Annotated in this window: 19 protein-coding genes; 2 read left to right on the top strand and 17 right to left on the bottom strand. The window is 42.0% G+C overall.

What is annotated here, in order from left to right:
* Nucleotides 1-74 precede the first annotated feature (74 nt).
* The 13 genes from recG to ACVR1G_RS03970 all read right to left on the bottom strand — a co-directional run bounded on the left by recG (nt 75) and on the right by ACVR1G_RS03970 (nt 20,532).
* A complete protein-coding gene (gene recG / locus ACVR1G_RS04030) occupies nt 75-2,090 on the bottom strand; it encodes an ATP-dependent DNA helicase RecG (RefSeq protein ID WP_447451909.1) in 2,016 nt (671 codons plus the stop codon).
* 64 nt (nt 2,091-2,154) lie between these two features.
* Nucleotides 2,155-3,258 carry an alanine racemase gene (gene alr, locus ACVR1G_RS04025; RefSeq protein WP_447451908.1) on the bottom strand — a complete coding sequence of 368 codons (1,104 nt, stop codon included), beginning with the start codon at nt 3,256-3,258 and terminating at the stop codon, nt 2,155-2,157.
* A 494-nt stretch (nt 3,259-3,752) separates the two neighbouring features.
* Nucleotides 3,753-4,103: a holo-ACP synthase gene (gene acpS / locus ACVR1G_RS04020; RefSeq protein ID WP_447451907.1), complete on the bottom strand. Its 351-nt coding sequence runs from the start codon at nt 4,101-4,103 to the stop codon at nt 3,753-3,755.
* A gap of 50 nt (nt 4,104-4,153) precedes the next feature.
* Nucleotides 4,154-5,212, bottom strand: coding sequence for a 3-deoxy-7-phosphoheptulonate synthase (locus ACVR1G_RS04015; protein ID WP_447451906.1), 1,059 nt, complete (start codon nt 5,210-5,212; stop codon nt 4,154-4,156).
* Nucleotide 5,213: 1 nt separating this feature from the next.
* Nucleotides 5,214-6,245, bottom strand: coding sequence for a 3-deoxy-7-phosphoheptulonate synthase (locus tag ACVR1G_RS04010; protein WP_447451905.1), 1,032 nt, complete (start codon nt 6,243-6,245; stop codon nt 5,214-5,216).
* 126 nt (nt 6,246-6,371) lie between these two features.
* On the bottom strand, nt 6,372-8,903 hold the full coding sequence (gene secA, locus ACVR1G_RS04005; protein WP_447451904.1) for a preprotein translocase subunit SecA: 2,532 nt from the start codon (nt 8,901-8,903) through the stop codon (nt 6,372-6,374).
* Nucleotides 8,904-9,321: 418 nt separating this feature from the next.
* Entirely contained in the window at nt 9,322-12,462 is a 3,141-nt protein-coding gene (locus tag ACVR1G_RS04000; RefSeq protein ID WP_447451903.1) for a collagen-flanked surface repeat-containing protein, read from the bottom strand.
* Nucleotides 12,463-12,701: 239 nt separating this feature from the next.
* The gene (gene manA, locus ACVR1G_RS03995) at nt 12,702-13,649 is read right to left on the bottom strand and encodes a mannose-6-phosphate isomerase, class I (protein WP_447451973.1); all 948 of its coding nucleotides are present in this window, start codon (nt 13,647-13,649) and stop codon (nt 12,702-12,704) included.
* A 43-nt stretch (nt 13,650-13,692) separates the two neighbouring features.
* Nucleotides 13,693-15,087, bottom strand: a complete 1,395-nt coding sequence (locus tag ACVR1G_RS03990; RefSeq protein WP_447451902.1) for a glycoside hydrolase family 1 protein — start codon at nt 15,085-15,087, stop codon at nt 13,693-13,695.
* Nucleotides 15,088-15,165: 78 nt separating this feature from the next.
* Nucleotides 15,166-16,455 carry a PTS sugar transporter subunit IIC gene (locus ACVR1G_RS03985; protein WP_447451901.1) on the bottom strand — a complete coding sequence of 430 codons (1,290 nt, stop codon included), beginning with the start codon at nt 16,453-16,455 and terminating at the stop codon, nt 15,166-15,168.
* An 87-nt stretch (nt 16,456-16,542) separates the two neighbouring features.
* Nucleotides 16,543-17,319 carry a MurR/RpiR family transcriptional regulator gene (locus ACVR1G_RS03980; protein WP_447451900.1) on the bottom strand — a complete coding sequence of 259 codons (777 nt, stop codon included), beginning with the start codon at nt 17,317-17,319 and terminating at the stop codon, nt 16,543-16,545.
* Nucleotides 17,320-17,381: 62 nt separating this feature from the next.
* Nucleotides 17,382-18,260: a fructokinase ScrK gene (scrK, locus tag ACVR1G_RS03975; RefSeq protein WP_447451899.1), complete on the bottom strand. Its 879-nt coding sequence runs from the start codon at nt 18,258-18,260 to the stop codon at nt 17,382-17,384.
* A 316-nt stretch (nt 18,261-18,576) separates the two neighbouring features.
* Complete coding sequence (locus tag ACVR1G_RS03970; RefSeq protein WP_447451898.1) at nt 18,577-20,532, bottom strand: sucrose-specific PTS transporter subunit IIBC; 1,956 nt, start codon at nt 20,530-20,532, stop codon at nt 18,577-18,579.
* 213 nt (nt 20,533-20,745) lie between these two features.
* Between ACVR1G_RS03970 and ACVR1G_RS03965 the strand changes: the two genes are divergently transcribed.
* Nucleotides 20,746-22,182, top strand: a complete 1,437-nt coding sequence (locus ACVR1G_RS03965; protein ID WP_447451897.1) for a sucrose-6-phosphate hydrolase — start codon at nt 20,746-20,748, stop codon at nt 22,180-22,182.
* Nucleotides 22,183-22,190: 8 nt separating this feature from the next.
* Nucleotides 22,191-23,153 carry a LacI family DNA-binding transcriptional regulator gene (locus ACVR1G_RS03960; RefSeq protein ID WP_447451896.1) on the top strand — a complete coding sequence of 321 codons (963 nt, stop codon included), beginning with the start codon at nt 22,191-22,193 and terminating at the stop codon, nt 23,151-23,153.
* A gap of 206 nt (nt 23,154-23,359) precedes the next feature.
* Here ACVR1G_RS03960 and nusB read toward each other — a convergent pair whose 3' ends face one another.
* From nusB to ACVR1G_RS03940, 4 genes are all read right to left on the bottom strand, one after another.
* Nucleotides 23,360-23,788 (bottom strand): transcription antitermination factor NusB, encoded by a 429-nt coding sequence (gene nusB / locus ACVR1G_RS03955; RefSeq protein ID WP_447451895.1) that lies wholly within the window; start codon nt 23,786-23,788, stop codon nt 23,360-23,362.
* Nucleotides 23,781-24,167 (bottom strand): Asp23/Gls24 family envelope stress response protein, encoded by a 387-nt coding sequence (locus tag ACVR1G_RS03950; RefSeq protein ID WP_447451894.1) that lies wholly within the window; start codon nt 24,165-24,167, stop codon nt 23,781-23,783. Before ACVR1G_RS03950 ends, nusB begins: the two co-directional genes overlap by 8 nt.
* A gap of 51 nt (nt 24,168-24,218) precedes the next feature.
* The gene (gene efp / locus ACVR1G_RS03945; RefSeq protein ID WP_447451893.1) at nt 24,219-24,779 is read right to left on the bottom strand and encodes an elongation factor P; all 561 of its coding nucleotides are present in this window, start codon (nt 24,777-24,779) and stop codon (nt 24,219-24,221) included.
* A 146-nt stretch (nt 24,780-24,925) separates the two neighbouring features.
* Nucleotides 24,926-25,381, bottom strand: a complete 456-nt coding sequence (locus ACVR1G_RS03940) for a deoxycytidylate deaminase (RefSeq protein WP_447451892.1) — start codon at nt 25,379-25,381, stop codon at nt 24,926-24,928.
* Between the last annotated feature and the right edge of the window lie 64 nt (nt 25,382-25,445).

Raw genomic sequence — 25,445 nt, 5'->3', positions numbered from 1 at the left:
CTATTAGCGCCAAGGAACAAACCGGACTTTAGAAAGTGAATTCATCCGGTGTTGGTAGCTAAAATTAATTGCTATCAGTCAAAGTTCCCTGTCTCTTTCAAATGGGGCAATAAGATCTGCCAACGTGGGTCTTCCTGCCAATGAGTATCTTGGACAATCTGACTGGCGACTTTGCGCGCCTCTTCTAGGATATTATAATCCTCAACAATATCGGCAACCTGAAATTCAGGAATTCCAGATTGACGTGTGCCAAAAATTTCCCCGGAACCTCGCATCTTAAGGTCTTCCTCAGCTAGAACAAAACCATCAGTCGTCTCACACATAGCCGACATGCGGCGCTTACTGACATCATTTTTAGGATTAGCAACCAATATACAATAAGATTGCTTGTGTCCACGACCGACACGTCCACGTAACTGATGAAGTTGACTGAGTCCAAAGCGATCAGCATCCATAATAATCATAACTGTAGCATTGGGGACATTAACGCCCACCTCAATAACTGTCGTTGAAACCAAAATCTGAGAATGTCCATCTTTAAAATCTTGCATAATCGCTTCTTTTTCGTCATTCCTCATACGTCCGTGTACAAGAGCAATTTTAAGATCATCATCGAAGAAGTCTATTAATTCTTGGTGCAGTTCCACTGCATTTTTCAAATCCATACTCTCAGATTCTTCAACTAAAGGTGAAATAACGTAAGCCTGAGCTGTCTGATTCAATTCACCCTTAAGCCAATTTAAAACAGTGTCTAGCTGCTCATGTTTGACCCAGCGAGTAATGATAGGTTTACGTCCTGCTGGCATTTGGTCAATAACCGACACATCCATTTCACCAAATGCCGTAATAGCTAGAGTTCTAGGGATAGGAGTCGCCGTCATCATAAGAACGTCGGGATTATCCCCTTTCTCACGGAAGATTCGGCGTTGATTTACACCAAAACGGTGCTGCTCATCCGTAATAACCAGACCCAATCTGTGATAGGTGACACTATCTTGAATCAAAGCATGTGTTCCAACAACCATATCAACCGATCCATCGGCAACTGCAGCTAGAGCTGCTTTTTTTACAGCTGGTTTCATTCCTGAGGTCAACAAGGCAATATTTAGACTGGGAAAAAGGGTGACTAGGCTTTCAAAATGCTGCTGAGCCAAAATTTCCGTAGGAACCATGAGTGCTGACTGCAAACCAGCTGTATAGGCAGCATACATGGCTAGACTGGCAATGACTGTCTTTCCTGAACCGACATCCCCCTGCAAGAGCCGATTCATGTGGGCACCCGAGCGCAAATCCTGCAAAATCTCCGACAGACTACGCTTTTGCGCTTCTGTCAAGGCAAAAGGCAAGCTGGCAATCTGCTTTTCCACCTTCTCGCCATCGTAGGCAATAGCTAAACCGTTGCTTTCCGACTTATTTTCCGACTTTAACACCTGCAAATTGAGTTGGAAATAAAAGAGCTCCTCAAACTTAATTCGGCGCAGGGCCTGCTTATACTCTGCTAAGTCCTTGGGAAAATGCATGGCACGCACTGCACTTTGACGATCCAAAAGTCGATATTTATCTAACAAAATACTCGGTAAATTTTCTGGCAAGGCTGTCAGAGCACCACTATCAAAAGCTGCCTTAATCGCCTTGATAAGAGCCGTCTGTGAAACACCTTGAGCTAGATGATAAACGGGCTGCATATCATCTTCGACCTGTGCCAAAACTTTCATACCTGTTACAGAGGACTTAAGCGCATCCCATTTGCCAAAAACAGCTACCTCTTGCCCCAAGATAATCTTGTCTGCTAGATAAGGCTGGTTGAAAAAACTAATCGCAATAACAACTTCTCCCTGCTTAATCTTAAAAGAGAGACGGTTGCGCTTAAAACCATAATATTGGACATTAGCAGGTGACACAACTGTCCCTGTAATAACCGCCTTTTCACCGTCTACCAGTTCAAAAACAGACTTGCTTTTAAAGTCTTCATAGCGAAAAGGATAGTAAAGTAATAAATCACCGATAGTATAAAGACCCAATTTTGTAAATTTTTCTGCAGACTTCGGTCCAAACCCCTTAAGTGCTGCAATTGGTTCACTTAATAACATATCCCTATTATAACAAAAAGAACCCTGTAGTGATTATCACAAGCTAGGGCTCTGTTTTATTCTTTTATTCATATTCGCGTGGGATACGGTCACTGAGCAAACAGAGAACTTCATAATTAATAGTTCCCCGCTGTTTAGCGACATCCGTTGCAGTAATAGTAGCATCACCGTTGCTTCCAATCAGAGTTACCTTTGTTCCTAAAGGATAAGCCTGGGGTAATTTGACTGTAATCTGATCCATAGAAACACGGCCGACAATCGGACAGCTTTGACCGTCAATGAGGACATTAAAATCTTGCATATCGCGCGTCCAACCATCCGCATAACCAAGTGGCAGAGTACCGATCCACTCTTCTTGACGAACCGTATAAGTTGCTCCATAGCCAATATCACTTCCCTCTGGTACTTGCTTGACATGGACTAATTCCGATTCCAGACTCAATGCTGGCTTGACAGCATAAGGCAATTCCAAAACCTGCCCGCTAGGGTTGAGGCCGTAGATAATAAGACCTAGGCGGACAGCAGTAAAAATTCCCTCTCCATGCCAAAGACTCGTAGCTGAATTACTGGCATGGATAATTTCTGGGCAATAAGCCAGTCCAGCTAGTATTTCTTTAAAGAAAGTGAGTTGCTCTTGAAATTTACTATCCTTATATTCATCGGCCGTTGCGAAGTGCGTAAAAACACCTTGGACATAGCTTCCAGCTTCTTGCAGACCAGCAATCAATTGATTAGCAGCTGCTAGACTACGAACACCAATCCGCCCCATGCCAGAATCAACCTTAATATGTACCGTTAGGCCATTTAGATCGATTTTCTTATCTTGAGCTAAGTGCAACCATTCTAAACTTGCTACTGTTAACGTCAAGCGGTAATCTCGTGCCAATGCTACCTCATCTGGCAGGACAACACCCAAAATCAAAATCGGTTTGCGGACACCTGCTTGACGTAACTCGATTCCTTCATCAATATTAGAGACACAAAAACCGTCCACCATAGTCTGAATGTGACTGGCAACAGCAACAGCTCCATGACCGTAAGCATTAGCCTTAACAACTGCGTAAGTCATTACCCCTTCGGGAATATGGTGCTGAACTTGCTCAATATTGGATGAAATGGCTGACAAATCAACCTTGGCCAAGGTCGGCCGGTGCAAACTTGAAATCATGCTAATTAAAACCTCACTTATTTATAACAGATATTGCCAAAATCAAAACACTGAGAAAGAGAGACTAACAGGTAAGGCACCCAAAAATCAGATGCCGGAAAGAGGCTGGGCAAGAACTCGTCTAGTATCCCTATTTTGGAATCAGAATCAGCTCTTAGCACAGTGGTTGGAAGCAAGAATGTTGGCGACGCCAGCTTGGTCTTACTCCTGTACAGTTGGTGCTTTAGTACCAATGAATCACTGCTGGCTGGCTTTCCCTTTGCCGCAAGGCTAAAGCGGAAAAGCCTAAACGAATGTGAGGAATATCCTTCATCTTACTTCCAACCTCCAAAGGTCTCCCAGACCTCATGTGATGAAGGCTGTTCATCTCATCTCCAACCTGATCCACCTAGCACAATTGAATCTTACTAACATGAAACGGACTATTTGCTGCGTTTCTCACAAAATTCTAAGAGCCATGTTTATCTTACTGTAGCTCTCACTTGCTAGAAGCATTAAGACTCTAAAATGACACTAGCTTGTACAAAATTGCCACTGTGTGAAATAGAAACATAACTGCGGCCTGAAAAAACCGAACTGCTGATAATAGGAGCCCCCTTTTCATTGGTCGCAATCTCAATATCATGGAAACGTAACTTACCAATACCGGTTCCCCACGCTTTTGCAAAAGCTTCTTTAGCAGACCAACGACCAGCCAAATATTCCATTTGCCGCTGTCCGCTCAAGTCGCTGAAGCGCTCAAATTCTAAATCTGTCAGTACTTTTTTGGCAAAAACTGGATTTTTTTCGTATGCTTCTTGAACCTTAGAAATTTCCTGCAGGTCAATCCCATGGCCGATAATCATTTTCTAATCCCCCTATAGAAAAAGAGCCGAGTTGCCCAGCTCTCCTCCCTTTAGTCATTTAGCATTTCTTCAAATGAATTCTTACCCAGAGTTTGATGGATTTCACGGATAAGTTTTTCCGTCTTATCCCACCCCAGGCAAGGGTCCGTTATGGATTTCCCGAAGACCTCTGGCTTGTCCTGACGGCCATCTTCCAAGTAAGATTCAATCATAAAGCCTCGGACATACTGGTTAATCTTATCATTCCAATCACGATTTATCAAGGTTTGGCGCACAATACGGATCTGATCTAAATAATTTTTACCAGAATTATCATGATTAGTATCAATTAGGATGAAAGGATGAGACAGGCTCATCTGCTCATATCGTTCAATTGATTTGACCAAAATATCATAATAGAAGTTTGGTTCATTTTCACCGTGCTCATTGGTCGCTCCTCGCAAAATAGCGTGTGCCAGCGGATTTCCGTCAGTGTCAACTTCAGCATCATGGTAGATAAAATTCTGTTCATTCTGAGCGGCATAGATGGCATTAAACATAATATTAAGATTACCAGATGTTGGATTTTTCATACCAGTCGGCACATCAATACCTGAGGCTACAAAGCGATGCTCCTGGTCTTCAACTGAACGTGCTCCAATCGCATGATAAGAAACCAGATCATCAACTAAGGGTAAATTAGATGGGTAGAGCATCTCATCAGCAGTTGTCAGACCCGTTTCAGTAATGACACGGTAGTGAAGATTGCGGACGGCTGCAATACCATTGATTAAATCCGGCAATTTTGAAGTATCAGGCTGATGAATAAGACCTTTATAGCCATCCCCATTAGTACGAGGCTTAGCTGTATAAACCCGCATGACCATGAAAACACGGTCCTTAACTTCTTCCTGCAGGGCTGATAGACGACGGGCATATTCCAGAACAGCCTCTTCATTATCAGATGAACATGGTCCAATGACTAGAAGTGTGCGATTATCTTCACCTTTGATAATAGCTTCTAACTCTTGATCACGCGCCTGCTTCCTAGCTAAAGCATCACCTTCTAACTTTGAAAGTTGCTTAACTTCTGCTACATTGATTTTTTGGCTTTTTTGATGAATTCCCATATTATTTTCCTAGCGTTTCATAAATTTCTTGAACCAGCTCAGCTGTCTTATCCCAGCCTAAGCAAGGATCTGTGATTGATTTCCCATACACATCTGGCGCATCTTGACGACCATCTTCCAAGTAGGACTCAATCATAAAACCTCGAACATACTGATTGATCTTGTCATTCCAATCTCGGTTAATAAGTGTTTGGCGGACAATCCGCACCTGTTCCATGTATTGTTTTCCGGAATTATCATGGTTGGTATCAATGATAATGAAAGGATTTTCTAAGCCCAATTTTTCATACTGATCTATAGTATCCAAAAGATCATCATAATAATAATTAGGGATATTTTTCCCTGTCTCATTGAGAGCTCCACGCAAAATAGCGTGAGCCAAAGGATTGCCGGATGTATTAACTTCCTGCCCATTGTAAAGGAAGTTCTGCTTGGATTGGGCCGCATACATTCCATTAAACATGACCTTTAAATTGCCAGAGGTTGGGTTCTTCATACCTGTAGGGACATCAATACCTGAAGCTACAAAGCGGTGCTGCTGATCCTCTACTGAGCGAGCTCCGATGGCAATATAAGATACCAAATCATCAACCAAGGACAGATTTTCTGGATACAGCATTTCATCAGCCGTTGTCAAACCTGTTTCCGTAATCACACGGTAGTGGAGATTACGGACTGCCTTAATACCATTGATAAGATTAGGCTGACCCTGTGCATCCGGTTGGTGAACTAAACCCTTGTAGCCGTCACCATTAGTACGGGGCTTAGCTGTATAGACCCGCATGACCATGAAGACGCGATCTTTAACTTTTTCCTGCAAATCAGCTAAGCGGTGGGCATAGTCAAGAACAGCCTCTTCATTATCAGACGAACATGGCCCGATAACCAAAAGAAGACGATCATCTTCTCCTTTAATAATTGCTTCGAGCTCTCTGTCTCGCTGCTCCTTGCGCGCTAAAGCCTCTCCTCTTAATTTGGACAGCTGCCGAACGTCTTCGATATCAATCTTATCGCTTACCGGTATAAATGCCATACTGTACCTCCCTCAATACTGATAAAATCTTTCCCCAGGATTTAGAGAAAATAAAAGTGATATAACTTCTCCATTATATCACTTTCTAGGCTTATTTCAATCTATTATCAGAATATTTCATTAGTTCTAAACCGCTCGCTGACGTCCATGACAATTTTTAAATTTTTTACCTGAACCACATGGACACGGATCATTACGCTTGACATTGGTCAAGTCAAGATCTGCATCGTCAACAAGCTGATGTGGACGCTGTGCTGCAATGTTAGCCGCCCCTGTTGTATGAGCATGAGCAGTAGTCTTTTCGCGCTCTTGCTGATGAATTTGTGCCTTCATCATCAAACGCGTCACATCAAATTCAATAGCACCTATCATGTCATTGAACATGCGGAAGCTTTCTGATTGGTATTCAACAATCGGATTATTTTGAGCATAGCCACGCAATCCTACTGAATTACGAAGCTGATCTAATGCATCGATATGATCTGTCCACTTGCTATCAACAACTCGAAGAATAAGAACCTTTTGGAATTCAACAACAGATTCTTGATCTGGCAGTTTAGCAATTTGCGAATCATAAACATCAAGAGCTCGCTCATAGAGCTCATCTTTCATTTCTTCATAAGTCCACTCATCCAAGTCATCCAAGCTTAGGGAATCCTCAGGCAAAAGATTAGTATGAGCGAAATTCAAAATCGCTTCCAAAGCTTCATCTACATCACCACGGCTGTGACCATCGACTGTTCGGTCAATCGTTCGCTTGATCATAGCCTTGATTTCAGGACCTAAATCACGTTCAGCCGTAATGACATCAGAGCGTTCAGCATAAATAATTTCACGCTGCTCCCGCATGACATCATCATATTGAAGAACTTGTTTACGGATATCGTAGTTGTTTCCTTCAACCCGTTTTTGCGCTGATTCTACCTGCCTCGTTAGCATACGCGATTTGATTACGACATCCTCATCTTCTGGCGAGAGCCTCTCCAAGAAGAACTTGACACGCTCAGATCCAAAACGCTTCATCAGATCGTCTTCAAAGGAGAGGTAAAATTGAGACTCACCCTCATCTCCTTGCCGACCAGAACGCCCCCGCAGCTGGTTATCAATCCGGCGACTTTCATGGCGTTCTGTACCGATAACACAAAGGCCTCCTAGCTCTACAACGCCTTTACCGAGCTTGATATCTGTACCACGACCAGCCATGTTAGTTGCAATCGTAACAGCACCACGCTGTCCAGCATTCATAATAATCTGGGCCTCTTTTTCGTGGTTCTTAGCATTCAAAACCTCATGTGGGATCCCAGCCTTCTGTAGTTTTTTAGAAATAAAATCAGAAGTCTCAACGGCTACGGTACCAACCAAAATAGGCTGTCCTTTTTCATGGCGCTCTTTAATATCTTCAATAACTGCCCTAAACTTAGCTTCTGTTGTCGCATAAAGTAAATCAGGGTGGTCAATCCGCTGTACGGGGCGATTAGTCGGAATCGGAATAACGCGCATATTATATATTTCACGGAATTCTTCTTCTTCTGTTTTACCAGTCCCCGTCATTCCTGAAAGCTTGCGGTACATCCGGAACATATTTTGATAAGTGATAGATGCTGATGTCTTAGACTCATCCTGAATCGGCACACCTTCTTTAGCTTCAATCGCTTGGTGAAGACCATCTGAAAAGCGGCGGCCTTCCATTGTCCGGCCAGTAAATTGATCGACAATCAAAACTTCTCCATCGCTAACCACATAGTCCATATTGAGATTCATAATATAGTTGGCTCTCAATGCATTGTCGATATAGTGAGTCAAAGCAACATTTTCAATATCGTAGAGATTATCCAAGTTAAAGAAGTCTTCTGCCTTATCAATTCCAGAATCCATCAGACCAATTGTTTTTGACGGAACGTCGATAGCATAGTCGACAGATTCTAGTGTTTTAACAAACCTATCAGCCCGCGTGTAGAGTGCACTGGTCTCAGAGCTTACAGGACCTGATACAATCAAGGGGGTCCGCGCTTCATCGATCAAAACAGAATCAACTTCATCGACTAAGGCATAATTCAGCGGGCGCTGAACCATGTCTTCCTTGCGAACAACCATGTTATCGCGGAGATAGTCAAAACCAACCTCTGAGTTGGTAGAATAGGTAATATCGCTGTTATAGGCTTCTCGCTTTTCAGCTGGAGACTTAGAAGATAGATTAATCCCCACTGATAGACCCAACCAGCTATAGAGTTCACCCATTTCAGTTGCATCGCGAGCGGAAAGATACTCATTGACGGTGATAACATGCACACCTTCACCAGATAAAGCATTGAGGTATACAGGCATAGTCGCTGTTAACGTTTTACCTTCACCGGTACGCATCTCTGGGACATCCCCATTATGCAGAACAATGCCTCCCATGATTTGAACACGGTAAGGGTAAAGTCCTAAAACTCGCTTCGCTCCTTCACGTACAACCGCAAAAGCTTCTGGTAGTAAATGATCAAGACTCTCCCCATCTTGATAACGCTTTTTAAATTCTTCTGTTTTGCCTTGAAGTTCTGAATCTGACAATGCTTCCATGTCATCCGCATAAGATTCAACTTTCTTAGCTATTTTTTCTAATTTTCGAAGTTCGCCTTTGTCATTCTCAATGACCTTGCGTAATATATTTGCCATCTCTTTTCCTTTCGATAGTCACTAACACCATATTCTATCATAAAAGCCATACTGATACAAGAATTCAACCAATCTGACTCATCTAAATAATCAGCCCAAAATAGTATTTGTTACGCTAATGACAAAATAGTTTGAGAGTCTGTTATAACTTCTATCTTTGTCCCATAAATAGCTCTTTTTATGATATTAATTTGTCGATAATAAAATCATTTAATACCGAGCCATAGCATTAATGGGTTGCCTGCTACATTTCGACGTTTACTTAACCGCAGCATAATCATCTCCTCATAACATAGAAACAGGCTATTTAAAATCATTTCAAGCTAAAAAGCAACAGCTAAATTCACTGTTGCTTTTGTCACGTTGGACTATTAATTAGACTAAATTAAGCTATAGTTAACCTTCCATATCATATAGGTTAAATATCTTCATCCCGTCTTTTTCCGAATACCCCAACCATAACTACAAGAACAAGAGCTGTGCCTGCAAGAGTGGCAAGGCTTATGCCCTTATCACCTGTATCTGGCAAACGATTTGACTGTGCATCCTGTTTTCTCGTCACCAACTGTACAGACTTTTCATTAATAATGATGCCTTTCTTCACACCTTCACTAGAAAGCGAGGGTTGAAGATCAGGGTCATAGTTACCCGAACCACTAGGTGGATTGACTATAGGCACATTAGGTAGGGTTGGAGGGAGAGGAGGGAGAGGAGGAATTGGAGAAAGCGGTTGGCCAGGAATTATCGGTGGACAGCCACAAATACCATCACGACCATCTTTTCCATCTCTAACTACTACTCTTGATGTTGAACCATCTGCATTTGTTACTGTAATAGTGTAGCTACCGTTGTAATTATCGGTAACCGTTACAGTTGGTGATTTACCATCTTTTCCGTCTTTACCATCTCGTACAGTTACGGATGACGTTGTCCCATCACCATTAATGAGTGTAATCGTATACGTACCATTTCCGTTGTCTTTAGCTGTGGCAGTAGCTGACTTACCGTCTACACCGTCACGGCCCTCACGACCTGCGGCTCCAGTATCACCTTTTTCACCTTTAATGGTATTAACAGTAAATTGTGCCGAAGCTTCTTGTCCAAAGGCATCAGTGTATTTAACCGTGTAGGTACCGTTTTCACCTGGGGTAATTTCAAGCTTAGGTTTTTGAGTATTAATCGAATAGGTGAAGACATTGCCATTTTGCTCAATATTAAGGCCATTTCCTGCACGGAAAGTAATGGTGTCACCGCCATGAACCTGCTGAGCATCTGGAGCAACATTTGTATCATTCACCTGATTTTGCGTACCTGTTCCAGCAGTACCAGATGTAGCAATCCAATGATAATCTCTGGTCAGAAGGTACAATTGAGAACCATTAATAGCATCTGTAGATGTTTCGGAAATTGCACCTGCAGCTACATTTTTAATCTGACGTTCTTTATCTTTATAACCAACTGAAACCTGATCCCCATAAGCTTTCGCCTGACCTGCAAATCCTGAGTAAGTAATATTATTAATAGTAGCGCTATCTTCTGCTGTTGCATCTGAATCTGTTATAGATCCTGCACCAAGAGCAACAGAATTATAGTAAGTAGCTTGCGCTGAAGGACCAATTGCTGAAGCCAGAATAGCTTCCGACTTAGCTTGGGTACCAAGCGCAACACTATTTGACGATTGAGCATTGGCATAGTAACCTATGCTAACACTTGCAGGGGCATCAGCAGAAGCTGTATAACCAATATTTATTGCGCCGACACCACTTGCTTTACCACCGAGGGCAATGGCTGAATTAGCGTCTGCATTCGCTGTATTACCAACAGCAATGGCATTTTCACCGTTGGCTTTTGTATAAGTACCAAGGGCAACGGCACCTCCTCTGTTATTTAAACCAACATTGGTTTCTGCATAATAACCAATAGCGGTATCATGATTGTTGGATGGGGTTGCATTGTCACCAAGATGAACAGTACCCACAGGATTTTCACCAGCTACAGCCCTAAATACGGAACCGCCCGATTGAGTTGGCTGAGCAGACACAGCTGATGCATTTATCGGATTAGCCGTAAGTGAGACAGACGGCAGGCCAGGACCATTTTGTTCAGCCACATATAGATGGCTTTCTGTTACATAAGTTACAGCACCTGAGCCAATATAAGTACCGTCAGGGTTTGTTGCTTCAACACTAGCCTGCGACAAAATAGTATAGCTACCAGCCTGAGCAACTTGTCCTTCAATTTTACCAGTAGCAGAATCATACACTAGGCCATCTGGTAAACCATCCTTGGTCACTGTTTTTCCATTAATAGTTGCACTATAGCTAAATTTGGTTGAGACCGCATTAACCCCACCATTAACGGCAATACCAGAAATTTTACGACCAGAAAAGACAGCCTGATCACTCTTAGGCAGCGCATTAACATCCAAATCAATCGTTTTGCTGACTGCTGCACCATCAGCGGCTTGCACAGTAGCTTGAATCGTATATTGCCCAGATTGGAGGACTGCCCCCGTTAATTGGCCACTTTCGGCATCATAGAAGAGGCCGGCAGGTAGCCCGTTAACTACTTCAGCTGTCCCTTCCTTAGTGTAACTAAAGGACAATTCTGCCTGTGCCACCTTACTATCTGATGCTTCTTCCTCATCTTCATCAATACTTCCCGCAAGAACAAGATCAATTGCCTTACCAGATTGATTAGCTGTGATGGCAATAGGACGGATACTGCTTGCTTCATTCAAGGATTGATAATCACGGCCAATAGCCACATCCAGTGTCCCTTGAGCTTGACCGCCATGTTGTTCAGTAGCAATTTGTGTACTATGATGCTGTGCGAAAGTCTGTCCATTGCTTGCTGCAGCTGTAACTTGAGGAACATTTCTTTTGACATAGAAAGTCACATACTTAGATTTTTGAAGTTCTAAAGCTGCAACAGCCTGCGTATCAGCCTGATTTGGTAACAGACTATATCCCAATAAACCTACTTGATTAAAGTTAGCCGTTTCAGTAATGACTTTATTAGAAAGCTCATTTGCGGGAATAACTAGCGATTTAGCTGATGTTTGGGCAACTGTTGTTTCAGAACCATTAGTTCCTTGTTCAACATAGCGCACCTTATAAAAAATATAGGCATTCTGCCCTGCAGCATCCACTCTATCCGAATCATCAACATGGCTATTTGATTGTAAGCCCTCACTTACTGATGTGTGATCAGCAGTTGAACCCTTATCGGTAGTTAGTTCTGCATTTTGTGACGTTTCTGCCGAGCTCCCATTCTCCCTTGATGGGCTCGTCTGACTTTCACCAGCGCTATTACTAGCACCAGCATCCTGCGTTGACGTCACTGTCTGCTCCGAATTAACCGACTGACCGGCCCCTTCCGAAGACTGAACAGCTACGACTGTAGACTGAGTTTGGGGCTGCTCTTCAGCGAGAACGCTACCGGTAGCGAACAAACTGACCCCGATCAAGGCCGAAGCTGCGCCAAACTTAAACTTACGAATAGAAAAGTATTCTTTCCTTTGAATAGAATACTTAGATTTCCTAGGCTTAGGTTTCATAGAATGTATCCATCCCTCTCTAAATATTTTATGTTGATTATAAACACTTACAAACGTCTATTGTCAAAAAGCAAACATAACCACTCTAATTATAAAACAAAGAAAAACAATTGCAACTAAAATGTAATATTTTTAATTATTTTCATATGATCGCGCTTATGAATCTCTAGTATGCAGAACCTTGATGCACTTTCAAAAAATAAAAAAACCAAGGAGCTTTCCTCCTTGATTTACTTTATTCAATGAGCTATATGACTGACAATCAGCGACAGGTTTCCTGTCATTTCCCATTCTTGAACTGTGTGAGGCAGAATAAAATGCTGTCCTTTTCCCAATGGATAGGATTGATCAGCAATCTTAATCTGACCTTGACCATCAATGACACTGACAAGATAGTAAGGGGCAACAGCCTCAAAAGTAGTCTGGCCACCAACATCCCACTTATAGACCGTAAAGAATTCATTGGCTACCAACAAAGTGGATGTTAAGTCACCCGTTCTTAAAGTGGCAGGGTGAGAATTTTGCGGTTGACCAATCGTCATGACATCAATGGACTGCTGAATATGCAGAGGGCGCAAGTTTCCTGATGCATCAGGACGGTCAAAGTCGTAGACCCGGTAGGTTGTATCGCTGGACTGCTGAGTTTCCAACACCATAATTCCTTTACCAATGGCATGCATCGTGCCACTTGGAACATAAAAGAAATCACCAGCCTTGACAGGCACTCTCGTTAAGAGTTGTTCCCATTCTCCAGCCTCAATCTGCTCTGCTAATTCCTGGCGACTCTGGGCGGTGTGCCCATAGATAATTTCTGCCCCCTCATCAGCAGCCAGAATATACCAGCACTCAGTTTTACCTAATTCACCCTCGCGCTCCTTGGCATAGGCATCGTCAGGGTGCACTTGGACGCTGAGCCAGTCGTTGGCATCTAAAATCTTCGTTAAAAGCGGAAAAACTGGGCTGGATGGATTGCCAAAAAGCTCTGGCTGCTCCCGATAGAGACGGTCTAATCCCATACCAGTGTAAGGACCATTTTCTACTACCGAGACACCATGAGGATGAGCTGAAATCGCCCAGTATTCCCCAGTTGTCTCCGTAGGAATATCATAGCCAAACTCATCTCGCAAGCGTGTCCCACCCCAGATTTTATCGTGCATGGTTGATTGTAAAAATAATGGTTCTGCCATCATACCACTTCCTGTCTAATCATTCTGCTTCCATTATAGCATGTCACATATCAAAATAACCATTTTCAGCTAGTGTCTTCATCCAATAACCAGATTTTTTTAGCCTTTTAACCTGCGTATGGATATTGTTCGAAATTAATCCATAACGATTGCGGTAAGCATTTGCCCAGCTCCAACAGTCGATCGGTGTCCACAAATGATAGCCTAAGCAGTTGCTTCCCTCAACAATCCCCTTGTGCAACCAAAATAAATGCTCCTGAATAAATTGAATGCGATAATCATCCTCGATCATACCATCCCTATTAAGAAAACGCTCTTCATGCGACACCCCCATACCGTTTTCACTGATGTACCATGGGATATTGCCATAGTTATTTTGAATATCCTTGGCGATATCATAAACAGCCTTGGGATAAATCTCCCATCCTTTATCAACGTTCATTCGTGCCATAGGCATATCATAAGCTTGCCAATACTTATCCGGACGAAAATCAACGGCTAAACTATTAGGCGAATAGCGCGGACGCTGAACGCGATTGGGATGATAAAAGTTAATGCCTAAGAAATCAATCGTGTTGGCAGCAATAAGCTCTAACTCTTCTTGACTACTTTCCCAAAGAGCCCCTTCTTGGTCTAATAAAGTGACCAAATCTTTCGGAAAAGCCCCTTTACTACTGGCATCCATAAAAAGTCGGTTGTACCATAAGTCAGCAATATTTCCGGCCTCTACATCTTCCCTTTCCTGACTAGCTGGATAGACTGGAGTTAAATTTAAAATAATACCAATTTGACCATCTAATCCTAATTGGCGATATTTCTCGATAGCCATACTGCTAGCCAATTGCAAATTGTAAGCCACTTGAACCGCTGCTTTGCCATCATCAAGCTTAGGATAATGAAATTGATGCAGATAAGCTCCTTCGACCACTACCAGAGGCTCATTATGAGTAAACCAGTGTTTTACGCGATCACCAAAAAGTTCAAAACATTTTTCTGCAAATCCAGCGAATAGCTCAACAACATGCTTATTCGCCCAGCCACCATACCGATGCAGTAACTCAACTGGTAGGTCAAAATGGTGAAGGCAGATAAAAGGGGTAATACCATTCGCTAAAAATTCATCAATAATCGCATTATAAAAAGCTGCTGCCGCTTCATTAACTGTATTTTTTTCTAAATCATCGATCAAACGTGACCATTGAATAGATGTTCTAATGCTATTAAGACCGCTGGCTTTCATCAGTTTAATATCTTCTTTAAAATCATGATAAAAATTGGATGCCACATCAGGGCCAACATGATTATGGAAATCTTCCGATGCCTTATCATACCAGTAATCCATCACATTCTGATGCGTTTTTTTAAAACGACCTTCTAGCTGTGGGCCACTCGTAGCTCCTCCCCACCAAAACGTTTTTGGAAATTCTAATCTCGTCATTTTCTTCCCTCCTAATGAAAGAAGCTGGAATAATATTCCAAGCTTCTTTGGCTTAAACATCTCACGAACCAGCCTTTATCAGTCCAATTGACGGTCGACTATTTTCAGAAACGGAAACCAGATAATCGCAATAACAATAACTTGAACCAATTGTAGCAAGGAGCCCATAATGGAATTGGTTGCCAAAAATCCTGAAACGAAAATTGGCATTGTCCAAGGAACTTGAGCGCCAGTTGTTAGAGGCACTAGTCCACTTGCAAAACCAAGATAAGCTACGATCACTGAAGCAATCGGTGCAAGCAGCCAAGGAATAAAGATACTAGCATTCATGACCATAGGCAAACCGAAAATTACCGGCTCGTTCACATTGAAGATACCAGGTGCCAAGGCAAAGCGACCCACTTCGCGATATTGCCTCTGCTTCATTAAGAAGGCCATCATAACGACCACAATTAAAGTTGAACCGGAACCTCCCAGACCAACGGTAAAAGTGTCCATGAACGTTTTAGTAACAATATGCCCATGCTGCGCTAAGGCATCTGCTCCCTCTTGAGTCAGCCTTGCGTTATCCAGCATATTGGTTTGCCAGAAGGGCTCAAATACTGAATTGACAATAACTTGGCCATGTAGACCAAAAAACCATAAAAATTGTACAAAGAATACAGCGACAACTGTTGCAAACAGACTCGTTCCCAAGCCAGTCAGAGGTTGTTGAATAAGACTATAAATAACATCGTGTAAATTAGTATTGAAAACCGATGTCATCAAAGCATTGACCAACAAGAAAACCATCAAGGTTCCAATTGCAGGAATTAAAGCAGAGAATGATTTAGAAACCGCTGGCGGAACACTTTCTGGCATTTTAATCGTAAAACCACGCTTGGTTAGATAGACAAATAATTTAGCAGCAACAAAGGATGTTATGATACCTAAAAACATCCCTTTAGCGCCTAATCTATCAAGGCTAAGCGCACCAGTTGCTTTAGCTACAACCTTACCATTATCCCCTAAAACATCAAAGAAAAACGGTGTTAAAATCAAAAATGAAGCCAGAGCAACAACAGCTGCATAAAGTCCTTCTTCCGTCTCCTCAGCCTTGGCTAAATAATAACCAATACCCAAGCTGACAAAAATGGTCATAATAGACATTGTAGCGCTCTGCCCGTTGCCAAATAAATCTGCAAATTGTACCTTTAAATTATCCGGCCAAAATGGCAGATTGTTAAAAACAACAATCAAAGAGCCAAACATCGTCAGAGGAAACGATAACATAAAAGCATCGCGCAGCACCAGCAAATATTTATTATTGCCCAAAATCGTTGCTATCGGCAATACCTTTTCACTAAGCATGTCCATAAATCTGTTCATGGCGATCTCCTTTTGAAATGTGATTTATTACATGCTCATTATATCATTTATAAAATATATTTCAATTTATTTTCTTAAAAATAAAATTTATTTCATGTTTTTATTGACATAGGCCGCTAGGATTTCTGAAAAAATTAAAAACATGGAACGATTATCGAGTTGATAAATTTCCTGTGAATCGCCAAGGAATAGTGACAGATTAGAAGGTAAGAGTATGAACTCTGATGCCAGTTCTCGCAATTCCCTTTTATCATCCATTGTTATGACGACTGTCGTACAACCGACCTTCTGAGCTGCATTGAAAATCTCTTGATAGTCTTTATTACCTGATACAGTATAAAAAATCAAGACATCCTCTTTTTTCAGATTACGAGACAAGTAATATATTTTTGTCTTGCTAGTGACACTTTCTGCATATTTATCCTGATAGAGTAAAAAGTAAACCATCTGCTCAGCACTTAAACCAGAACTTCCGATTCCCAAAATTTTAATATTAGACGATGAAATTAGCAGTTGCGAGACACGCTCTAATTGCTCTTCATCCAGTTGACTCTCAACAAGATTTAGGTTATGGCGGTAATTATCAACAACATTAGTGATTAAACTTTTATCTGAATAAGCCTCACTGGCTTCTCCTTCCTGAAAATACTCCTCCAATGATATTTTAAAATCTGGCAGACCCTTATAACCAATCTTCTTAGCCAGTCTAACTAAAGCAGCAGGAGAGGTTTCAATCAGAGCTGCTGCCTCTTGAACACTATTATCAATTAAATAATTCGGAGACTTAAGTAATATATTGATAATTCTTTTATCAGTTTTTGTCAGATTCGTAAATTGAAGCGAAATCCGCTCTTTAAAATTCATACTTTCCTCCTAAGTGAAAAGCTCCCAAAGACAAGCTTCAGGAGCTGGTTGATTACTCTCATTTAGCGTTCTGCCACTCTTTTCGCTAGAGCAAAGTTACCAAGGGTTGCTGAGCCATTGCCAGCAACAGCTGGTGTCACAATATAGTCAGACACATCAGGAACCGGCAGATAGTCATTCAACAAGCCAGCAAATTTTTCACGCACGCGTCTAAGCATGTGCTCCTGTGCCATCACGCCGCCGCCAAATACAATGACATCTGGGCGGTAAAGCAGGGTTGCCTGCACAGCAGCTTGGGCAATGTAGTAAGCCTGAATATCCCAAACATCTGCATTCCGTTCAATCAACTCACCGCGAGTACCGGTACGAGCTTCCAGTGAAGGGCCTGCCGCCAGACCTTCCAAGCAGCCATTGTGGAAAGGACAGGTTCCGTGAAATTCATTGGCAACATCACTTGGATGCAAGGCAACATAGACGTGACCAGCCTCAGTGTGACCAGCACCTCCGATAAACTCTCCTCCTTGGATTGCGCCAGCACCAATACCTGTCCCAATAGTATAATAGACCAGATTATCCACACCTGGACGCACCAGAGCCTCACCATAAGCTGACGAATTTACATCTGTTGTGAAATAAAATGGAATTTTGAACTCCTTAGAAATCAGACCAACTAAATCAACATTAGACCAATTGGGTTTAGGCGTCTTGGTGATATAACCATAAGTCTTAGAATTCTCATCAATATCTACTGGACCAAATGATCCAATTGCGATGCCTTGTAAATCGTCCTCAAATTTTTTAAAAAATTCAACCGTTTTATCAATGGTTTCATAAGGCTTCGTTGTAGGGAACTGAACCTTTTCGACGATTTGAAAATTCTCATCACCAACTGCACAGACAAACTTTGTTCCGCCCGCTTCCACACTTCCGTATAATTTCATATACCCTTCCTCCAAACAATACTAAGCCATTCAGCGATGAAAACAAGAAGTGCGGTTAGCGTGTAATAACATTTAGAAATACTTACACTCCAGAATAGTTACATCTGTAAGAACTAAAATTCTAACGACCGCACTGCTTTTTCTCGACGCTTTTAGCCTATGTTTCATTAATAAATGACTTAATTTCTTTTCTTTCCCATTATAAAAAAATTGGGACTATAAATCAATGATAATTGAATTGCTGCCAACAAGAAAGAGGCTGAGACATCAGCCCAACCTCCTCATCTATTATCAATAGACTATCTTGATAGCCATCTTATTTAACAGCAATCAAGTCAGCACCAGCTTTGACATCACCATTAGCCACAGGGGTAACTTCAGCATAGTCAGCTGAATTCGTGACGATAACCATTGTAGTATTATCAAGGCCAGCCTCAGCGATAGCTTCTGAATCGAATGTTCCCAAAACATCACCTTTCTTAACCTTTTGATTAGCCTTGACTTTTTGCTCGAAACCTTTACCATCCATAGAGACTGTATCAACACCAATATGAATTAAGACTTCAGCACCGTTATCTGATTTTAGACCATAAGCGTGGCCAGTTTCAAAGGCAATCTGTACTAAGCCATCAACTGGTGAAACAACTGTATTGCCACTAGGTTTTACAGCAATTCCTTTCCCCATAGCACCCGACGAGAATACTGGATCATTGACACCAGAGAGATCAACGGTTTGACCGTCAAGCGGAGCATAAATGGTTTCTTCAATTACCTCTGCCGCTGGTTTGTCTGCAGCAGCAACCTCGTTGTGTTCTTCTACATCAGCTTCAGCTGCTGCAACAGCTGCTTCGGCTGCAAAAACATTAGCCGCTTTTGTTTTACCATAGTAATAAGTAATCGCAAATGCAATGACAAATGAGATAACTTCACAAATTAGATAGAATGGAATTGATTTAGGATAGATAGAGATAAGACCGAGCACACCAGCCGAACCAAGTGATACTGCAATGACTCTAAGAAGCCCCGCAACAGCTGCAGAGACTGCTGAGCCCACCAAAGCACAGAAGAATGGGAAGCGGTATTTCAGATTAACCCCAAAGACTGCAGGTTCTGTAATACCAAGAAGGGCTGAAATACCAGCGGAACTTGAGAGACCTTTTGTCTTAGAGTTTTTCGTCAAAGTAAAGACTGCAAAGGCTGCCGCTGCTTGAGCCATATTAGCCATTGAAGCAACAACAAAGATGAAATCACCTGAACCTTGACCATCTTTCCAAGAGTTCAAAAGAATAGTTTCAAAAGCAGGGAAGGATTGGTGCAGACCGGTAACTACGATTGGGGTATAGAAGGCACCGAAAATACCCATACCAAGGAAACCAAGCGTATCATACAGCCAAACCAAACCATTGGCTACCCAATCAGATACTTGACCAAAGACCGGTCCAATAACAGCAAATGTCAAGAAACCAGTAATAATCATCGTCAGAAGTGGTGTGAAGGTAAAGTCAACTGCTGAATGCAAATGCTTATGGAACCATTTTTCAACGACGCACATCAACCATACAGCAATAATGGCAGGAATAACTTGCGATGTGTACTGCTGTGCATGAAGCGTCCAACCAAAGAAGTTCCAGTCAAGAGAGAAATCTGCTGCTTTAGCTACGAATTCATTAAGCTCTTGCGAACTCATCATCAAGCCCAGAGCCGCACCTAGGAACTGGTTACCACCAAAGCGTTTGGCAGTAGAAATACCAATAAGGACTGGCATGTAGATGAAGGGCGCATCAGCCAAAACTGTCAAAAGTTGAGAAACACCAGAGATTTGCGGAAACTGTTCAACAAGTGACTGGGGTCCAAACAAATCTGGAGACTTGAAAATATTGTTAACCGCCATCAACAAACCACCAGCGACGAGAGCTGGGATAATTGGGACGAAAATTTCAGAAAGCATCTTGACAAATGCCATCACTGGGTTGGTCTTGGACCCTTGAGCAGCAATTTGCTTAACTTCTTCTGTTGAAACTTCTTTCAGACCCGTTTGCTTAATCAGTTCAGCATAAACATGATTAACATCACCAGCACCAATAATCACTTGGTATTGGCCATCCATTTTGAAAGTTCCCTTGATATCGGGATTGTTATCAAGAGCTTCCTGATCAACCTTGCTATCGTCTTTCAAAACCAGACGAAGGCGAGTTGCACAGTGAGCTCCAGCGACAAGATTATCTTTACCGACCGCCTTAATGACGTCGGCAGCTACTTTAGAATAATCCATAGCGTAACTCCTTTTAATTTTTTAGCATCTCATTTTTGAAAACGCTTTTTTACATCCCCTAATTTATCACACTCAACAAAATATGTCAACCGCTTTACATATTTTTTATTTTAATTGCAGAGTTACACCTTGATTTTTTTTTTGAAAACCTTTACTATGTTAAAGAAGTGACATCTTTTGACAGATGATCGACCTATATCGGAGGAAACAATTATGAATCTACCAACAGAGGTACGCTACCGCCCCTATGCTGATTGGACTCAGAAGGAACGTGCAGCAATCAGGGCTAAGGTGGCCGAATCCCCTTGGCATACTCACTACCATATTGAGCCAAAAACCGGGCTGCTAAATGACCCTAATGGTTTCTCCTATTTTAATGGAAAGTTTCACCTTTTTTACCAAAATTGGCCCTTTGGAGCTGCGCACGGTTTAAAACAGTGGGTACACACCCAATCAAGCGATTTAGTTCATTTTGAAGAGACAGGTGTCACTCTTGAACCTGATAACAAAAATGATAGCCACGGGGCTTACTCGGGTTCCGCCTACCCAATTGGTGATAAACTCTTTCTCTTTTACACCGGCAATGTCCGCGACGAAAACTGGGTTCGCGACCCTCTGCAGATTGGGGCCTGGATGGATAAAAATGGTAAGATCGAGAAATTTACAGACGTCCTTATTCAGCAGCCAAACGATGTCACCGAACACTTCCGCGATCCCCAAATTTTTAAATACCAAGACCAGTTTTACGCGATTGTTGGTGCTCAAAGCTTAAATGAACAAGGCTTCATCAAACTCTACAAGGCGCTTGATAATGATGTTTACAACTGGCAGGAAGTCGGCAATTTGGACTTTGGCGGGACAGGCTCTGAATATATGATTGAATGTCCTAACCTAGTATTTGTTGATAACAGGCCAGTTCTGCTTTACAGTCCACAGGGGCTGAGCAAAACTGAGTTGAGCTATGATAACATCTACCCCAACACCTATAAGATATGTCAATCGTTTGACACAAACCAACCTGCCCTGATAGGTGCTTCTAAAATTAGCAACCTTGATTATGGTTTTGAAGCTTATGCTACCCAAGGTTTTAACACACCTGACGGCCGTGCCTTGATCGTTAGCTGGATCGGTCTCCCAGATATCGACTACCCAACCGACCAATACGATTATCAAGGAGCTATGAGCCTCGTTAAAGAATTAACTATCAAGAATGGCAAACTCTACCAGTATCCCGTACCTGCCATCACTTCTTTGCGCTCATCACAAGACAGGCTGACAAACAAGCTTGAGACCTCAAACACCTACGAGTTAGAAGTCAATTTTGAAGCGAAGGAAAAAACAGAACTTCTACTCTTTGCGGATGAAAAGGGACAAGGACTGAAACTGACGGTCGATAATACCACCGGTACTGTCACACTAGACCGCTCTAAAGCTGGAATCCAGTATGCAACCGATTTTGGTACCAGTCGTGAATGCCGTATTGAACAGGCTCAGACTGCCAATATCTTTGTTGATAACTCAATTGTAGAAATCTTTATCAACAAAGGAGAAAAAGTCTTTACCAGCCGTGTCTTCCCCGAAAAAGGGCAATCCGGTATCAAAATCCTATCTGGTCAACCGACTGGATCATACTTTGAATTGAAAGCGTAAATAGGCCTATGGTTGCAAAACTAACAGATGTTGCAGAGTTAGCTGGAGTTAGTCCAACAACTGTATCACGTGTCATCAATAACAAGGGCTATCTATCTGAAAAGACCAAGGAAAAAGTCCATACTGCTATGCGCCAGTTAGGCTATAAGCCCAATAATTTAGCCCGCGGACTGCAAGGCAAATCCTCAAAGCTAATCGGGTTGATTTTCCCAAAAATCAGCAATGTTTTTTACGCTGAAATTATTGAACACTTGGAACACATTCTCTTTTATCACGGCTACAAGGTTATTATCTGCAATAGCCAAAATGAATCTCAAAAGGAGCGAGAATATTTAGAGATGCTGGCGGCCAACCAGGTGGATGGCATCATTTCATCCAGTCATAATCTGGATATCAAAGATTACGAACAAGTGGAAGCTCCTATCGTTGCTTTTGACCGTAACCTTGCTCCGCATATCCCTGTCGTCTCATCAGATAATTTTGAAGGAGGCAGGATGGCTGCCTTCGCCTTACAAAAGGTTGGCTGCAATAACATTATCATGTTTACTGGCAATGACAATTCCAACTCAACAACAGGATTGCGCCGTCAAGGTTTTAACGCTGTTCTACCACAAGCCAAAGTTTTTAATATTCCCAGCGATTATTCAGCTATCCGCAAAGAAATGGAAATTAAAACGGTCCTCAACAACGAAAAACCTCATGGTATTTTCGCCTCCGATGATATGACTGCCATTCTGACAATGAAAATAGCTGAGGACCTGGGACTGAATATCCCACAAGATCTTAAGATTGTTGGTTACGATGGAACTCAATTTGTTGAAAATTACTTTCCGCAATTAGCTACCATCAAGCAGCCAATTAAGGAAATCGCAGAGCTCTTAGTAGATGTTCTTCTGTCTAAGATTGAAGGACATCCTGTTCAAGAAAGCTACATTCTTCCAATCAGCTTGCTGACAGGAAAATCCCTATAAATACAAAAGAGTAATGAGTTCCAAGTACTCATTACTCTCTTTTATATACTATATCGAATCAGCGCAGGTTAAAATTCTAGATGTTTATTTCGACCTCTCTTGCCTTGCACCATAGGAGGCCAAACGGGCTAAAATTCTCATAATAAAAACTCGGAAACTAACTAATAGATTTTGTTTTCCCGAGTTTTATTTATTTGTTAAGGTCGTTACGAAGCTTCTTCTTCCACAAACTTTGTCAAGATACCATTGACAAACTTGGCTGAGGTTTGGTCTGAATATAACTTAGCCAACTCGATAATCTCATTTAAAGCTACACGCTCAGGTGTTTCATCATAATATTTGATTTCAAACAAACCCAAGCGCAGAAGGCTGCGGTCTGTCAAGGTTAGACGCTCCAGAGACCAGCCTTTTTTTAGATTTTCAACGATAAGATCGTCTATCTCTGGACGCTCATCAACAGTACCCTTAACAAGGTTCAGAAGAAAGGCAGGAACCTCTGTTTCCTGTCTGTTCTCTAAATCCTTATCATAGCTATAAGCAAACTCAGCTGCTTGGAGAAAGTCACTTTGACCGAATTCTAAACTAAAAATAGCCTGAAAAGCACGCTCACGTAAGTTACGTCTTGAATCAGTCATCTAAGAAATCCTCATCAAACAAGGCAGCCATATCCGGTTTAGGTGTCTTTTCGGGGACAATACCGACTACATGGACATTGACGTCTGAAATCTCTACTTCAGCCATATCATAAACAGCTGATTTAACGGCACGCTGAACCTCAATTGAGACAGCCGGTACATTCACTCCATACTGGAGTTGTAGATAAATATCAGCGGTTACCTTATCGCCTTCCTTGGTCGTTAGGTAGACCCCCCGACTTAGTGTTGTCTTACTGATGCTATCTGTCACAGCCTTATTATTAAGAGAATAGACCCCCTCAACCTTTGTCGCTGCAATCCCCGTGATGACTTCAAGCACACGCGGAGCAATGACAATGTCTCCGATTGTTTCTGCCATAGGTCTGTCCTTTCTAGTTTTTTCTATAAATCTGATACGCTTGCCTCATCATTAAGCACGGGAAACATAAGTTCCCTCTTGCGTATTAATCACTAACTTTTGACCCACTTCAATGAAATCCGGTACATTGACTACAAGACCAGTTTCTAAAGTAGCCGGCTTACCTGAACCAGTAACCGTTGCCCCTTTAATCGATGGCTGAGTATCTGTCACTGTCAGCTCAACCGTTGTAGGTACTTGCACTCCGATAACTTCTGTTCCATAAAATTGAATTTTAACCTCACCATTTTCCAAAACGTAGAGCAATTCATTTTCAACATTAGCAACAGGAATTTCATACTGGTCATAAGTTTCATTATTCATGAAATAGGCAGTGTCGTCCATCTTATAAAGATACTGTGCAGGCACCGTTTCAATAATAGCCTGTTCGAATTTTTCTTCTGGACGGTAAGTCGTATCAAAAGTTGAACCAGTACGTACATCACGTAGCTTCATGCGCATAACTGTATTACCCTTACCAGGTTTGTGGTGGCTGGCTTCAAGCACCTTGATCAGCTTTCCATCAGCCGTTTCAAACGTCATACCAGCTCTGAGCTTACTTGCTTCAATCATGTTTTAACTACCCCTTTATTAAATTTAATTATCACTTCATTCTATCATAATTACAAGGGATACTCAAATTTTTTAAGAATACTCTAACAGCCTTACACAGGGCATAAAAGCGCTGTTTTGATAGGAAATAGGGGGTTAATCGGTGCTCACTGATTCATCCCTAGGGACACCTCTGGAACATCATGCTGAACATATTCAACCTGCTTTTGCTTCATCAATTCGACTGCCAAAGCACTTGGGCGGTAATTAGCCTTGTAGGTAATTTTTTTAACACCCGCCTGTAACAGGGCCTTAGTGCAGTTAATGCAGGGAAAATGCGTCACATAAATTTCCGTATCCTTAGTCGAAATCCCTTCTTTAGCACATTGAATGAGGGCGTTCATCTCTGCATGAACAGTTCGAATGCAGTGACCATCCTCCATGTAGTGTCCAACTTCGTCACAGTTATCTGTCTCAGATACACCGCCGTTATAGCCGGTGGCAATAATTCGTTTATCCTTGACCAAAACAGCACCAACATAAGCACGATCGCAGGTCGATCGCTTAGAAATCAGTTCCGCATTAGCCATAAAATAGTCCTGCCACGATAATCTTTCCGACATCCTTCGTCCTCCTCATTACACATCTCTTAGCGCTACGCTTTCAAAGCCCAATAAAGCTCAGCAA

This window comes from Streptococcus dentasini (assembly GCF_053206945.1).
This window is presented reverse-complemented; position numbering and strand designations above follow the sequence as displayed.

Coding starts and splice junctions, on each gene's coding strand:
- nusB (WP_447451895.1), bottom strand. CDS start 23,788: ATGACTGATTCAAGACGTAACTTACGTGAGCGTGCTTTTCAGGCTATT.
- ACVR1G_RS03980 (WP_447451900.1), bottom strand. CDS start 17,319: ATGAATTTTAAAGAGCGGATTTCGCTTCAATTTACGAATCTGACAAAA.
- ACVR1G_RS04000 (WP_447451903.1), bottom strand. CDS start 12,462: ATGAAACCTAAGCCTAGGAAATCTAAGTATTCTATTCAAAGGAAAGAA.
- ACVR1G_RS03960 (WP_447451896.1), top strand. CDS start 22,191: ATGGTTGCAAAACTAACAGATGTTGCAGAGTTAGCTGGAGTTAGTCCA.
- ACVR1G_RS03990 (WP_447451902.1), bottom strand. CDS start 15,087: ATGACGAGATTAGAATTTCCAAAAACGTTTTGGTGGGGAGGAGCTACG.
- scrK (WP_447451899.1), bottom strand. CDS start 18,260: ATGAAATTATACGGAAGTGTGGAAGCGGGCGGAACAAAGTTTGTCTGT.
- acpS (WP_447451907.1), bottom strand. CDS start 4,103: ATGATTATCGGCCATGGGATTGACCTGCAGGAAATTTCTAAGGTTCAA.
- ACVR1G_RS03970 (WP_447451898.1), bottom strand. CDS start 20,532: ATGGATTATTCTAAAGTAGCTGCCGACGTCATTAAGGCGGTCGGTAAA.
- recG (WP_447451909.1), bottom strand. CDS start 2,090: ATGTTATTAAGTGAACCAATTGCAGCACTTAAGGGGTTTGGACCGAAG.
- secA (WP_447451904.1), bottom strand. CDS start 8,903: ATGGCAAATATATTACGCAAGGTCATTGAGAATGACAAAGGCGAACTT.
- efp (WP_447451893.1), bottom strand. CDS start 24,779: ATGATTGAAGCAAGTAAGCTCAGAGCTGGTATGACGTTTGAAACGGCT.
- manA (WP_447451973.1), bottom strand. CDS start 13,649: ATGGCAGAACCATTATTTTTACAATCAACCATGCACGATAAAATCTGG.
- ACVR1G_RS03950 (WP_447451894.1), bottom strand. CDS start 24,167: ATGGCAGAAACAATCGGAGACATTGTCATTGCTCCGCGTGTGCTTGAA.
- alr (WP_447451908.1), bottom strand. CDS start 3,258: ATGATTTCAAGTTTGCACCGGCCGACCTTGGCCAAGGTTGATTTGTCA.
- ACVR1G_RS04010 (WP_447451905.1), bottom strand. CDS start 6,245: ATGGCATTTATACCGGTAAGCGATAAGATTGATATCGAAGACGTTCGG.
- ACVR1G_RS03965 (WP_447451897.1), top strand. CDS start 20,746: ATGAATCTACCAACAGAGGTACGCTACCGCCCCTATGCTGATTGGACT.
- ACVR1G_RS03985 (WP_447451901.1), bottom strand. CDS start 16,455: ATGAACAGATTTATGGACATGCTTAGTGAAAAGGTATTGCCGATAGCA.
- ACVR1G_RS03940 (WP_447451892.1), bottom strand. CDS start 25,381: ATGTCGGAAAGATTATCGTGGCAGGACTATTTTATGGCTAATGCGGAA.
- ACVR1G_RS04015 (WP_447451906.1), bottom strand. CDS start 5,212: ATGGGAATTCATCAAAAAAGCCAAAAAATCAATGTAGCAGAAGTTAAG.